We start from the raw sequence: 12813 nt of genomic DNA, 5'->3' as shown, positions 1-12813 counted from the left end.
GCGGGCAAGCCCCTCCCACATGTTTAAACCGCGTTACGCCAGCTCAGCGCGCAGTTGACGCGCCGCGGTGACCATATGAACCAACGCCGCTTCTGTCTCCGGCCAGCCGCGGGTTTTCAAACCGCAATCCGGGTTGACCCACAGGCGCTCGGCCGGAATCCGCTGGGCGGCCTTGCGCAGCAAGTTGGCCATTTCCGACGCATCCGGCACGCGCGGCGAGTGGATGTCGTAGACGCCCGGGCCGATGTCATTGGGGTACGCGAACGCTTCGAACGCGTCCAGCAACTCCATGTCCGAGCGCGACGTCTCGATGGTGATCACGTCGGCGTCCATTGCCGCGATGGACTCGATCACATCGTTGAACTCGCTGTAGCACATGTGCGTGTGGATCTGGGTTTCGTCACGCACGCCGCAGGCACACAGGCGGAACGCTTCAGTGGCCCAGTCCAGGTAGTGTTGCCACTGCGCCCGGCGCAACGGCAAGCCTTCACGGAACGCCGCTTCGTCGATCTGCACGATCTTGATGCCGGCCGCCTCCAGGTCAACCACTTCGTCACGAATCGCCAGCGCCAGTTGACGCGCCTGCACTTCGCGGCTCACGTCTTCGCGCGCAAACGACCACATCAGCATGGTCACCGGGCCGGTCAGCATGCCCTTCATCACCTTGCTGGTCAGGCCTTGGGCGTAGCGAATCCACTCCACGGTCATGGCTTTGGGGCGGCTCAGGTCGCCGAAGATCACCGCCGGTTTCACGCAGCGCGAACCGTAGCTCTGCACCCAACCGAAGCGGGTAAACACGTAGCCGTCGAGTTGTTCGGCGAAGTACTCGACCATGTCGTTTCGTTCGGCTTCGCCATGCACCAATACGTCCAGGCCGAGGTTTTCCTGCACTTGCACGGCGTGCTTGATCTCGCTGTGCATCGCTTCGACGTACTCGGCTTCGCTCAACTTGCCGGCCTTGTACGACTGGCGCGCCAGGCGGATCGAGGCGGTTTGCGGGAACGAACCGATGGTGGTGGTCGGCAACAGCGGCAGGTTCAGGCCGGCACGTTGCTGCTCGATACGCTGGGCAAACCGCGACTGGCGCTGACTGTCCTTGGCGGTGATCGCCGCCACGCGGGCTTGTACGGCAGGTTTGTGAATTCGCGTTGAAGCCGCGCGGGCTGCTTGCACGGCGCGGCTCTGCGCCAACGCGGCGCGTACATTCGACGCCTGCGGCGCGTTGACGGCCTGGGCCAGCACCGCCACTTCGGCGCACTTCTGCACGGCGAAGGCCAGCCAGCTCTTCAGCTCGGCATCCAGCGTGTCTTCGCGGCCCAGGTCGACCGGGCTGTGCAGCAGTGAGCAGGACGGCGCCACCCACAGGCGATCACCCAACTTTTCATGTGCGTGCTGCAAGGTCGCCAAGGCTTTTTCCAGGTCGCAGCGCCAGACGTTGCGGCCATTGACCACGCCCAGGGACAACACTTTGTAAGCCGGCAGGCGATCAAGAATGGTCGGGTACTGCTCCGGTGCACGCACCAGATCGATGTGCAAACCATCGACCGGCAGGTTGGCGGCCAGGCCGAGGTTTTCTTCCAGACCACCGAAGTAGGTGGCCACGAGCTTTTTCAGCGGGTCGCGCTGGATCAGGTTGTAGGCGCGCTCAAAAGCGTTTTTCCAGTCTTGCGGCAAGTCCAGAACCAGGATCGGCTCGTCGATCTGCACCCACTCAACGCCCAGGTCAGCCAGGCGCTGAAAGATCTGGCCGTACAGCGGCAGCAGGCGGTCAAGCAGGTCAAGCTTGTCGAAGTCACCGCCCTTGGCCTTGCCCAACCACAAGTAGGTCAGCGGGCCGATGACGACCGGCTTGACGTTGTGGCCCAGGTCACGGGCTTCCTTGACCTCTTCAAACAGCTGCTCCCAACCCAGCTGGAATTGCTGGTCAGCACTGAATTCAGGCACCAGATAGTGGTAGTTGGTATCGAACCACTTGGTCATTTCCTGGGCGTGGGCACCGCCGCAGCAGTTGTCGCTGACGCCACGGGCCATGCCGAACAGCGTGTGCAATGTGGCTTGGCCGTCGGCTGGGCGGAAGCGCTCAGGGATCACGCCGAACATCAAGGAATGAGTCAGGACCTGGTCGTACCAGGCGAAATCGCCGACCGGCAACAGCTCGATGCCGGCCTGCTTCTGCAACGCCCAGTGAGTGTTGCGCAGGTCACGGCCAACGGCGCGCAGGCCGGCTTCGTCGAGTTCGCCCTTCCAGAACGCTTCCTGCGCTTTTTTCAGTTCACGATCGCGTCCAATGCGCGGAAATCCCAGGGAATGAGCGACTGCCATGACTTACAACTCCAATGTCGATATTTGATGGCAGCCATTGTCGACACCCACTCATCGTGAGACAAACTCATTCTATTCCAGATGATCACAAGATCTGCTCATATTGAAGCGACGTGGAGATAGAACGCGTGAAACATGAAATACGCACACGCCGCCAACGCCAGTCCCATGCAGCGGTTGAACCACGTGAACGCCGCCGCCCCACTGATCCTGCGTCCTAACATGGCGCCCAACAAGGCGTACACCCACGGCGCGCCGACCGCGCCCAGCCCCAGCAAAGCCGAAACCCCGGCAATGGACGCGCCGGTGATATGCGCCGCCGGCAACATCACGCTGGTAATCGGCAAAACCGCCACGATGCCCTTGGGGTTGAGCAACTGAATCACCAGGCCATTCCAGAACGTGAGGGCCTTGCCGGGCGTGCTTGAAGTTTCTTCAACCACCGTGCGGGCAGTGAACACCTGATAGGCGAGGTACAGCGTGTACACCCCGCCGACCAGCGAGATATACGGCAGCGCCGCCTGGGAAATGATCGCCTCGCCGGTGTAGCCAAACAGCACGAACATCAACAGCATCGCGCAGCCCACACCGAAGTAGAACCCGCTGGAGCGACGGAATTTGCCGGTAAGCCCGGCGTTCAGCCCCATCAGGTTCACAGGGCCCGGGCTGTACATGACGCTAAAGGCGTAGAGGAAAATGTCCATGGAGAAACCTGCCGTAGAAGAAGTCCGGCGAGTCTACTGAGGCGCTTTGCGCTGAATCTTGTACGTTTGTGGTTCAGCGTTGCGCCTGGTGGGCGAACCACGCCATGACCATGCTGCAGCCTGCGTGGGACGCTGCCTGCGGTTGCACACACAGCGCGTACACCCCGCCCGTCGCCAATGGCTCGCACCCAGGCCAATGCCGACCTGCCGAAACTGGCCACGCACGACGCACTGATCGGCGCCGACTATTTCAAGCGCGTCAACGACACCTACGGTCACGCCGTCGGCGATGACGTGCAGTGGGCTTGCTGTGGCAAACAGGCTTCCTGTGGCGAGCGGGCTTGCCCCGCGTTGGGCTGCGCAGCAGCCCCGATAAGAGCGCCGCATTCAGTCAGGCACATCGCGCCAGCCGGGTTCAGGGCGGCTTCGCCCCCCAACGCGGGGCAAGCCCGCTCGCCACAAGAGGCCCGCTCGCCCACAAAGTCGGTTTCCGCTCACCCCAGCAACTCATTCACCCTGGGCGTGGCGCGCTGGAATAAACTGTGGCGGTATTTACTGGGAGGCACTAAAACATGGATGCAGTGACCCAAGGCAGTTGCCTGTGCGGCGCAATCAGTTATCAGGTGTCGACCCCTTTGAAAGCGGTCACCCACTGCCACTGCAAAAAATGCCAGAAAGCGCACGGCGCGGCGTTCGCCACGTATGCCAGCGCCCCTCGGTCAGCCGTCAGTATCAACGCCGCTGCGGATGTGCTTCGACGCTATGAATCTTCAGCGGGCGTCACTCGCCAATTCTGCTCGCGGTGCGGATCATCGCTGTTCTGGTCTGACGCCCATGGACGTTTTCCAGAATGGATATCTATCGCAGTCGGCACCCTCGATAGCCCTTTTACTGCGCACAAGCAGACGCACAGCTGCATTGAATCCAGAGCTGCGTGGTTTTGCGGAGAAACGGTGTGACCCACGCCAGCGAAGACGTTGCGATACGCAAACTGGAAGAGCTTCCCGAGCAGATCCACGCGCTGCAAGCGCAGGCTGTCGCCGAAGGGTTCAGGTTCCTGACGAGGCTTATCAGCGAATGGGAAAACCGTACGAATCGGTTTGACCAGCCGGGTGAATGCCTTTTCGGTGTGTTTCGCCACGGCCAGTTGATTGGCGTTGGCGGTGTGTCCTGTGACCCTTATGCGGGTCCTGGGGTCGGTCGGCTACGCCGGGTGTACATCGCGCCCAGCATGCGCGCGCAGGCAATTGGCAAAGCCTTGGTCAAACGGCTACTGGCGCACGCGGCGGCGCATTTTCAGGAAGCACGGCTCACTACCGATACGCCGCAAGCCGCGCAGTTCTATCTGCGTTGCGGTTTTCAACGTATCGATAACGACCACGCGACGCACGTAATGTCACTGATCGCGCTGAAAGCACGGGCCTCAAAAGCGCCATGAGGCACCGTGCATCGCGCACTTACAACAACGGAATCGAATAACTCACAAACACCCGATTCTGATCCTGGTCGCGCGCCACTTCACTGCGCGACACGCCGTTGCGCCAGCCAAAGCCGACGTTTTTGAACGTGCCGCTCTGCACCACGTAATCCAGGGAGATGTCCCGTTCCCATTCGCTGGCAGTGTTGCCGGCGGTGGTGAGGATATGGTCGCCTTTCAAATACATCACCGACGCCTTCAGGCCAGGCAGGCCCAGCGCGACAAAGTCGTAGGCGTATTGCGCAAAGGCGGTGCGTTCGCCAGCCTGGATGAAGGTTTGCACGGTGCGGTCGGTGTAAAGGTACAGGCTCGAACCGCCCTCGCCTTTGTTGACCAGGCCACCCTGGTTGAGTTGGGCGAAGTTGCTGTCGTCGGATACTTGCTGGTAACCCGCGGTGATCGCGTGCGGGCCCAGCGAATAGATGAACGCGGCGCTCCAGGTGTTGTTATCGATTTCGCCGTTGCCGTTCCGGGTATAGCCGCTGAATTTATACCCTTCGGCACGCCCGGCGGCAGTGCTGTTCTTGCCGTCGGAGGTGGTGTTGAAATAACGCAGGTCGGTTTTCAATGAGCCGTAGTCGCCCAACGGCAATACATGGATCAACCCGGCAAAGTGCTGTTGGTAATAGTCTTCGAGGTTGGCGTAGTAGTACTGGACCAGCAGGTCCTTGTTCACTTGGTAGTCGAAACCTGCGTAGTTGAATTTATTGCTCTCTTGCGTGCCACCCGCGGCCGCCAGGCCACTGCGATCGCTGGAGCCACGGCCGGTAGTGTGTTGCAGCTGGCCGCCGATCAGCGTCAGGTTGTCGATGTCTTTGCTGGTGACCTGCGCGCCCTCGAAGGATTGCGGCAGCAGGCGGCCATCGTTGCTCACCAGGATCGGCAAGTTCGGGCGCAGGTAGCCGTAGCGCAGTTCGGTTTTGGCAAAACGCGCCTTGGCCGTCGCGCCACCGCGCGCCCAGCTGTCGGCTGCCTTGCCGTCATCGGTGGGGATCATCGAGCTGCCCACGTGGCGGCCAGCGCCGCTGTCGAGGGTCACACCGAGCATGCCGACGGCGTCGAGACCAAAACCGACGGTGCCGTCGGTAAAGCCCGACTGGTAGTTGAGGATAAACGCCTGGCCCCACTCTTCGGTCTTCGACGGTGCGGCGGCGCCATCGCGGTTGTCGTTATTGAAGTAGAAGTTGCGCAGGCCCAAGTTGGCTTTGCTGTCGCTCAAAAAATCAGCCGAGGCCAAGGGGCTCAGGGCAATACCCAGGCCGCCGGTTAATACACTCAGTACATTCAAAGTGGCTTTCATCAGGACGAACTCCGGCGCGGAATCCAGGTTCCGGGCGCGTAAAAAGGGCAGCAGGATGCACGCGACCAACTTAGGGTGGCCGCCGCGTTAACCAACGTTTAAGTGCTTAGTTGAGTGAAGTGAACCTCCGTAAAACCTCAGTCAATCAATCCATGAGCGTCATAAAACGGATACGGCCCCGGGTAGTCCCCGAACACGCCGTTGTGGCTGATCAACCCGTGCTGTGCATCCCAGCGGTGCAGCAGGTAGCCGGCCGGCTCCAGGTTGAAATGCGCAGGCGCGGCGTCTTGCAGGTCAAGCACGATCTGGTGCGAGGTGCCGGGGCATACGCAACTCAGGCTGCCGCCAAAACGCCGTTGCATCGGGCGGTGCAAATGCCCGCACAACAGGCGCTCCACGTGTGGGTGGCGGGCGACGACGCGCTCCAGGGCGGCGGCATTGATAAAGGGCTCGCGGTCCATATGGCCGATGCCGCTGCTAAACGGCGGGTGATGCAGGATCAGCAAGGTCGGTGCCTCGGGGCGCAGCGCCAATTGCGCGTCGAGCCACTGCAATTGGCTGTCGAGCAGTTGGCCGCCGTGACCACCGGGAATGGTCGAGTCCAGGCCGATCAAGCGCAGCGGATGCTCATCCACGACCCAATCCAGCGGGCCGTCTGCCGACGTCGGCAGATAAGCGTGATCGCCGAACGCATCCAGTAACGGCCCGCGCGTGTCGTGGTTGCCGGGCACCAGGTAGCAAGGCATGTGCAGGCGCGCCAACTCCGGGTGCAGCACGGCGTATTCATCGGCGCGGCCAAAATCCACCAGGTCGCCGCTGATCACCACGATATCGGGCCGTGGGTGACTGGCGTTCAGATGGTCGACGGCGCGGCGCAGTGCGCCCAAGGTATCGACCACCCCATAGGTCAGGCGGTTACCGGCTTTAAGGTGCAGGTCGCTGATCTGCGCAACAAGAAACGGACGGTTCAAAATAAGCTCTCACGCATTCAGGGTGAACACCATGTGCGGCGCGATTGCCAGGGCAATCGGCGCGCCGACGCGGTGCAGTTGGTTGTCGCTGCTGTCCACCAGCAGCGGTTGCGGGCCGCCCACATCCACCAGCAGGCGGCTTTGTGCGCCCTGGAAGAACTGCGCGACCAGATGGCCGTGCAGGTGCCCTTCGTCTTCCATCACGCGCAGGTGTTCGGGCCGGCAGTACACGGTGCTCGGTAAGCCGGCGCCGTGCCACGGCAGTTCGCCGCCGCAGACTTTCAGGCCGTGGGCAGTCCGCGCCAGCACAGAGAAGGCATTGAGGTTGCCGACGAAGCCTGCGACAAACGCATTGGCCGGTTGCTGGTAGATCTCCCGAGGGCTGGCCAGTTGCGCGATACGTCCCTGCTCCATCACCAGGATGCGGTCGCCCAGCGCCATGGCTTCGCCCTGGTCGTGGGTGACGAACACCGAGGTGATGCCAAGCCCGCGCAGCAGTTGATCCAGCTCGCTGCGCAGGCGCTCGCGCAATTGCGCATCCAGGGCGGCCAGCGGCTCATCGAGCAACAGCACTTTGGGACGCGGTGCCAGCGCGCGGGCCAAGGCCACACGCTGACGCTGGCCGCCCGACAGTTCATGGATGCTGCGCTTGCCGTGGTGCTGCAAGCCCACCAGTTCCAACAGTTCCTCGCAGCGCTTGTTGCGCTCAGGCGCCGACACGCCGCGAATCTTCAGGCCGTAGACGATATTGCCGGCCACGTCCAGGTTGGGAAACAGCGCGTAATTCTGAAACACCATGCCCACATCCCGGCGCTCAATGGGCAGGCGCGTGACATCCTGATCGCCGAAAAACACCTGGCCCACGTCCGGGCGTTCCAGGCCGGCAATCAGGCGCAAGGTGGTGGTTTTGCCACAGCCGGATGGGCCGAGAATTGCCAGGGTTTCGCCGCCTTCGACGCTCAGGTTCAGGTCATGCACGGCCACGGTGCCGTCGGCGAATGCCTTGCGACAGCCTTGCAGGCGAATAGTGATAGCGGTCATCGACGCTCTCCACGGGACAAACGAGCACTGATGGCCTGCAACGCAATCAGCAGCGGCACGATCATCAGCAAAAAGATAAGGGTGTAGGCGCTGGCGATTTCCAGGCGCGCCGAGGCGTAGCTGTCGGCCAACCCCACCGGCAGCGTCTTGGTCATCGGCGTGTGCAGCATCCAGGTCAGGTTGAACTCACCCAGGCTCAGGGTGACCACCATCAACACGCCGGCCAGAATGCCCGCCCGGCAATTGGGCACCACCACGCTGAAAAAGCGCTTGATCGGCCCCGCGCCGAGGCTGGCGGCAGCCTCTTCCAATACCGGCAGTTGCTGACGTTGCATCACCGCCATCACCGGGCGCACCAGGAACGGCAAGGTGAACAGCACATGGCCGACAAGGATGAACAACCAACTGCTGCGAAAGCTGCCGAATTGGCCGTAGGTCAGCAGCAACGCCAACGCACTGGCCAAACCCGGCATCGCCACCGGCAGCACCATCAGCTCTTCGAAGGCGCGGCTGAAGCGGTTGTTCATGCGCACCAAGGCATAGGCCGCCGGCACGCCGACCACGCAGACGCACACCGCACAGGCCAGGGCCAATTGCAGCGACAGCCACACCGTGGGCGAATAGGCCTGCCACACCTGCACCAGCCAGTCGAAGGTCAAGCCGCTGGACAGGCCGACGAAGAAGTTACGCGTCAACCCGGCCAGCAACGACATCAACACCGGCACCAACATGAAGGCACACACCAGCAGGGTAAACAGCAGTTGCACCACAAACAGCGATGAGCGCTTCACAGGACCGTCCCCGCGTTTTTCACCAGGCGACGCGTGAGCAGCAACACCGCCCAGGTCACTGCACCGAGCACCACCGACAGCGCGGCGGCGACGGCAAAGTTGGCGTAGTTGGTGAACACGTTGTAGATCGCCACGGGCGTGACATTCAGCCGCGTGCCCAAGGTAAAGGCGGTACCGAACGCGCCCATGGACGTGGCAAAACAAATCGCCCCGCACGAGGCCAACGCAGGCGCCAGCCCCGGCACGATCACGTCGCACACCACGCGCCAATGCCCGGCGCCCAGTGAGTGCGCGGCTTCCTCCAGGCTGCGGTCGAGGCTTTCGCACGCGGCCATCACCGTGAGGATCACCCGCGGGATCGAGAAGTACAGGTAGCCGACAAACAACCCCGCCAGCGAGTACGCGAAAATCCAGCGCTCACCGGCCAGTTGCAGGCCCAGGGCCGCAAACAGGCCTTGGCGACCGGCCAACAGGATCACCAGAAAGCCCACCACCACGCCGGGAAACGCCAACGGAAAGGTGAGCAATGCCACCAATGCCGAACGCCCGAAGAACTGCTGACGTGCGAGAAACACGCCGCTGATGCCGCCGATCAGTAACGCGGTGAGCGTCACAAACACGGCCAGCACGCAGGTCTGCGCCAGGCTGCCCAGGTACTGCGTGCTGCTGAGCACCTGCCAATAACCGCTGCCGTTGCTGTCGCGGCGCTCGGTGCCCAGCACGATCAAATGCGCCAGCGGCAACAGCCAGAACGCGAGCAGCACTGCAAAGGCCGGGGCCAGTGCCCAGGCGGCATGTTTTGCCGAGGTTGCCACTTACTTGACCTCGCTCAGGTAACGGGCGGCGAAGGCTTCCTGCACAGCGGCCATTTTTTCGTAGTCCACCACACCGGCGCGGGCGTAGTCGCTGTCGGGCAGGAACTGCGCGGCGACGTCGGCCGGCATTTTCATTGCGCGCACCGGGCGCAGGTAGGCCTTGGCCCACAGTGCCTGGCCTGCATCGGAGAGCACGAAATCGAGGACCTTTTCAGCGTTGGCGCGGTGCGGCGCGTTGGCCACCAGGCTCATCACGTACGGCACGCTGATGCTGCCTTCTTTGGGAATCACGAAGGCAACGTTGGCGTTGTCCTTGTAACGCGCGCGGTAGGCGTTGAAGTCGTAGTCCACCAGAATCGGCAGCTCACCGGACAGCACCCGCGCATAGGCGGTTTGCTTGGGCACAATGGGCGCGTTTTTGGCGAGCTTCTGGAAGTAGTCGATGGCCGGGGCGAAGTTATCCAGGTCGCCGCCCAAGGCGCGGTTGATCGCCACGGCGGAGACGTAGCCGACAAACGCGCTGGACGGGTCGAGGTAACCGACCATGCCTTGGTACTCAGGCTTGAGCAGGTCGGCCCAGCTTTGCGGCACGGGCAAGCCGCCCAGTGCATCGACGTTGACCATGATGCCCAAGGTGCCGGAGTGAATCGCAAACCAGTGGCCGGCCGGGTCTTTCAGGCCGGCCGGAATCTGCTCCCAGCCTTTGGGCTTGTAGGTGCCGACCACGTCGGCTTTTTGCGCCTGCAAGCCGAAGGTCACGCCGTAATACACCACGTCGGCCACCGGCGCGGCTTTCTCCGCCACCAACTGCGCCAGCGACTGGCCGGAGTTCTTGTTGTCGAGCGGCACCTGCACGCCGGTATTGGCGGCGATGGCCTTGAGTTGGCTGCCCCAGTCGGCCCAGTCCGGCGGGCAGTTGTAGCAAATCGCGGTTTCGGCGGCCTGGGCCAGGCTGGCCATGCCGCACAGCAGCACGGCTGCCAGGGTTTTACTGAACGCGCGCATCAGGTGTCTCCTCAAGGGGTTGAGTGCTGTCGCCGGGCCGGATATGGCACGGCAGGCAATGGGAAATCGGGGCGTTGCCGGCGATCTGCGCCAGCAATTGGTCAATCACCGTGCTGGCCAGCAGGCCGATGGGCTGCACCACGCTGCACAGCGTCGGGTGCATCTGGGTGCCGAGGGCGATGCCGTCAAAGCCCATCACCGAGAGTTGCTCGGGCACATTCCAGGCGTTGCGGCGCAACTCGGCGATCAGGCTGATCGCCAGAAAATCGTTGGAACATACCAGCGCGGTCGGCGCCTGCGGGCCTTGGAGAAACGGCTCGATTGCCGCGAACTCGGCCTGCGTATGGGCCGGCATTTCAATCACCGCGCGGCTTTTAAGCCCGTACTCGCGCATCGCGTCGCAATAGCCGGCGTAGCGCAGGCGCGCACGGTCCGACTGCAACGCGGGGCCGGCGACCATGCTGATGCGCCGGTGCCCGGCTTCGAGCAAATAAAGCGTGGCCAGGGCCATGCCCGCGCGGTTGTCGACCGACACGGCGCTGTAGCTGGGGTTGCTGGGTTGGTGATACGCCAGCACGAACGGCGTTTGTTCGCTGGCAAGGCTGTTGAGCACGCTGTTGCTTTCGGCGTCGGTCACGGTTAACACCAGCCCGTCGACGCGCTGGCGCAGCAACTCTTCCACCACAATGCTTTCGCGTTCGCTGCTGTAGTCGGTGGTCGCCAGCAGCAGGCTATAGCCGCGCAGCCGGGCGGCACGCTCCATGGCCTGGAACTGTTCGGCAAACACCGGGTTAAGCAGGTTGGGCACCACCACACCAATCAGCTGGGTGGTTTGCAGGCGCAGTTGGCGGCCGAGCAGGTTCGGCCGAAAGCCCAGCTCGCGGGCGGCGGCGAACACTTGCTCACGGGTCGCCGGGCGCACCTGGTCGGGGGAAGCAAAGGTGCGGGCGGCGGTGGCGCGGGATACCCCGGCCAGCTGCGCAACGTCTTTCAGGTCAGTCATGGTCACTCGCTTGAGATCGATCTCATTGGCGAGGACAGTAACGAGGGAATGTGGCAGTAGCGTGGTGCCAAGATGACGGTTTGATGGCAGCGCCCCCGTGCTAAATGTGGGAGGGGGCTTGCCCCATCAGATCGGTGTGTAGCCACAGATAGTCATACTCCGCGGGTATGCTTGGAAAACCGGCGCAGCAAAATCCGCCCGCTAACCTTTCGATCTGATCCAAGTGCGGGCACAATGCGTGTCCTTTTTTGGCAGGCACCGCCGCAGGCTCTCAAAAATGATCAAAACGCCGTACTACCTCATCGATAAACAGAAACTTCTGGTCAACATGCAGAAGATTGCTTACGTGCGCGAACAGTCCGGCGCCAAGGCTTTGCTGGCGCTCAAGTGCTTTGCCACCTGGTCGGTGTTCGACCTGATGCAGCAATACATGGACGGCACCACCTCCTCGTCGCTGTATGAGTTGAAGCTGGGCCGCCAGAAGTTCGAAGGCGAGGCGCACGCCTACAGCGTGGCCTGGGCCGACGATGAAATCGAAGAGATGCTGGAGAACTGCGACAAGATCATCTTCAACTCGATCAGCCAGCTGCAACGCTTTGCCGAACGCAGCGAAGGCAAGACCCGTGGCCTGCGCGTGAACCCACAGGTGAGCAGCTCCGACTACCTGCTGGCCGACCCGGCGCGCCCATTCAGCCGTTTGGGCGAATGGGACCCGGTGAAGATCGAAGGCGTCATCGAGCAGATCTCCGGTTTCATGTTCCACAACAATTGTGAGAACGGCGATTTCAGCCTGTTCGACAAGATGCTCGGCACCATCGAAGAACGCTTCGGCGCGCTGCTGCACAAGGTCAAGTGGGTCAGCCTCGGCGGCGGCATTCACTTCACCGGCGAAGGCTATGCCATCGACGCGTTCTGCGCCCGTTTGAAAGCGTTCTCCGAGAAGTACGGCGTGCAGGTTTACCTGGAACCGGGAGAAGCGGCGATCACCAACAGTGCTTCGCTGGAAGTCACCGTGCTCGACACCCTCTACAACGGCAAAAACCTCGCCGTGGTCGACAGCTCCATCGAAGCGCACCTGCTGGACCTGCTGATCTATCGCCTCAACGCCAAGCTGGCGCCGAGCGAGGGTGAACACACTTATATGGTGTGCGGCAAATCCTGCCTGGCCGGGGACATCTTCGGCGAGTATCAATTTGATCGTACGCTGGCCATCGGCGATCGGCTGTCGTTCATCGACACCGCGGGCTACACCATGGTCAAGAAAAACTGGTTCAACGGCCTGAAAATGCCGTCCATCGTAGTGAAACAACTCGACGGTACTGTCGAGGTGGTTCGTGAATTTGGTTACGACGACTACCTGTCCAGCCTTTCGTAAGCTGGCGGA

General features: G+C 62.2%; 12 protein-coding genes and 1 pseudogene. 4 read left to right on the top strand and 9 right to left on the bottom strand.

The window, feature by feature from the left end:
• Positions 1–33: 33 nt before the first annotated feature.
• On the bottom strand, positions 34–2322 hold the full coding sequence (gene metE / locus ABWL43_RS12615; protein WP_404487955.1) for a 5-methyltetrahydropteroyltriglutamate--homocysteine S-methyltransferase: 2289 nt from the start codon (positions 2320–2322) through the stop codon (positions 34–36).
• 98 nt (positions 2323–2420) lie between these two features.
• Entirely contained in the window at positions 2421–3026 is a 606-nt protein-coding gene (locus ABWL43_RS12610; protein WP_404487954.1) for a LysE family translocator, read from the bottom strand.
• A gap of 180 nt (positions 3027–3206) precedes the next feature.
• Between ABWL43_RS12610 and ABWL43_RS12605 the strand changes: the two are divergent.
• The 3 genes and pseudogenes from ABWL43_RS12605 to ABWL43_RS12595 all read left to right on the top strand — a co-directional run.
• A pseudogene (locus ABWL43_RS12605) lies at positions 3207–3611 on the top strand (diguanylate cyclase domain-containing protein); the annotation flags it as partial.
• The gene (locus tag ABWL43_RS12600) at positions 3599–3985 is read left to right on the top strand and encodes a GFA family protein (RefSeq protein WP_404487952.1); all 387 of its coding nucleotides are present in this window, start codon (positions 3599–3601) and stop codon (positions 3983–3985) included. The pseudogene ABWL43_RS12605 and the gene ABWL43_RS12600, both read left to right, overlap by 13 nt.
• A complete protein-coding gene (locus ABWL43_RS12595) occupies positions 3982–4464 on the top strand; it encodes a GNAT family N-acetyltransferase (RefSeq protein WP_404487950.1) in 483 nt (160 codons plus the stop codon). The genes ABWL43_RS12600 and ABWL43_RS12595 overlap by 4 nt, the downstream gene beginning before the upstream one ends.
• A 19-nt stretch (positions 4465–4483) precedes the next feature.
• Here the strand turns inward: ABWL43_RS12595 and ABWL43_RS12590 are convergent, their stop codons facing one another.
• The 7 genes from ABWL43_RS12590 to ABWL43_RS12560 all read right to left on the bottom strand — a co-directional run bounded on the left by ABWL43_RS12590 (position 4484) and on the right by ABWL43_RS12560 (position 11429).
• Positions 4484–5803, bottom strand: coding sequence for an OprD family porin (locus tag ABWL43_RS12590; protein WP_145164508.1), 1320 nt, complete (start codon positions 5801–5803; stop codon positions 4484–4486).
• A 137-nt stretch (positions 5804–5940) separates the two neighbouring features.
• The gene (locus ABWL43_RS12585; protein ID WP_262208612.1) at positions 5941–6774 is read right to left on the bottom strand and encodes a phosphodiesterase; all 834 of its coding nucleotides are present in this window, start codon (positions 6772–6774) and stop codon (positions 5941–5943) included.
• Between the two features lie 9 nt (positions 6775–6783).
• The gene (locus tag ABWL43_RS12580) at positions 6784–7815 is read right to left on the bottom strand and encodes an ABC transporter ATP-binding protein (protein WP_404487949.1); all 1032 of its coding nucleotides are present in this window, start codon (positions 7813–7815) and stop codon (positions 6784–6786) included.
• Positions 7812–8606, bottom strand: coding sequence for an ABC transporter permease (locus tag ABWL43_RS12575; RefSeq protein WP_404487948.1), 795 nt, complete (start codon positions 8604–8606; stop codon positions 7812–7814). Before ABWL43_RS12575 ends, ABWL43_RS12580 begins: the two co-directional genes overlap by 4 nt.
• Positions 8603–9421 carry an ABC transporter permease gene (locus ABWL43_RS12570; RefSeq protein ID WP_369302366.1) on the bottom strand — a complete coding sequence of 273 codons (819 nt, stop codon included), beginning with the start codon at positions 9419–9421 and terminating at the stop codon, positions 8603–8605. Before ABWL43_RS12570 ends, ABWL43_RS12575 begins: the two co-directional genes overlap by 4 nt.
• Complete coding sequence (locus ABWL43_RS12565) at positions 9422–10426, bottom strand: ABC transporter substrate-binding protein (RefSeq protein ID WP_404487946.1); 1005 nt, start codon at positions 10424–10426, stop codon at positions 9422–9424.
• Complete coding sequence (locus ABWL43_RS12560; protein ID WP_404487945.1) at positions 10410–11429, bottom strand: LacI family DNA-binding transcriptional regulator; 1020 nt, start codon at positions 11427–11429, stop codon at positions 10410–10412. The genes ABWL43_RS12565 and ABWL43_RS12560 overlap by 17 nt, the downstream gene beginning before the upstream one ends.
• A 277-nt stretch (positions 11430–11706) precedes the next feature.
• Here ABWL43_RS12560 and ABWL43_RS12555 point away from each other — a divergent pair, with 277 nt between their 5' ends.
• On the top strand, positions 11707–12804 hold the full coding sequence (locus ABWL43_RS12555) for a carboxynorspermidine decarboxylase (protein WP_404487943.1): 1098 nt from the start codon (positions 11707–11709) through the stop codon (positions 12802–12804).
• Positions 12805–12813 lie beyond the last annotated feature (9 nt).

The sequence above is a fragment of the Pseudomonas sp. HT11 genome, from assembly GCF_044875395.1.
GTDB lineage: Bacteria > Pseudomonadota > Gammaproteobacteria > Pseudomonadales > Pseudomonadaceae > Aquipseudomonas.
This window is presented reverse-complemented; position numbering and strand designations above follow the sequence as displayed.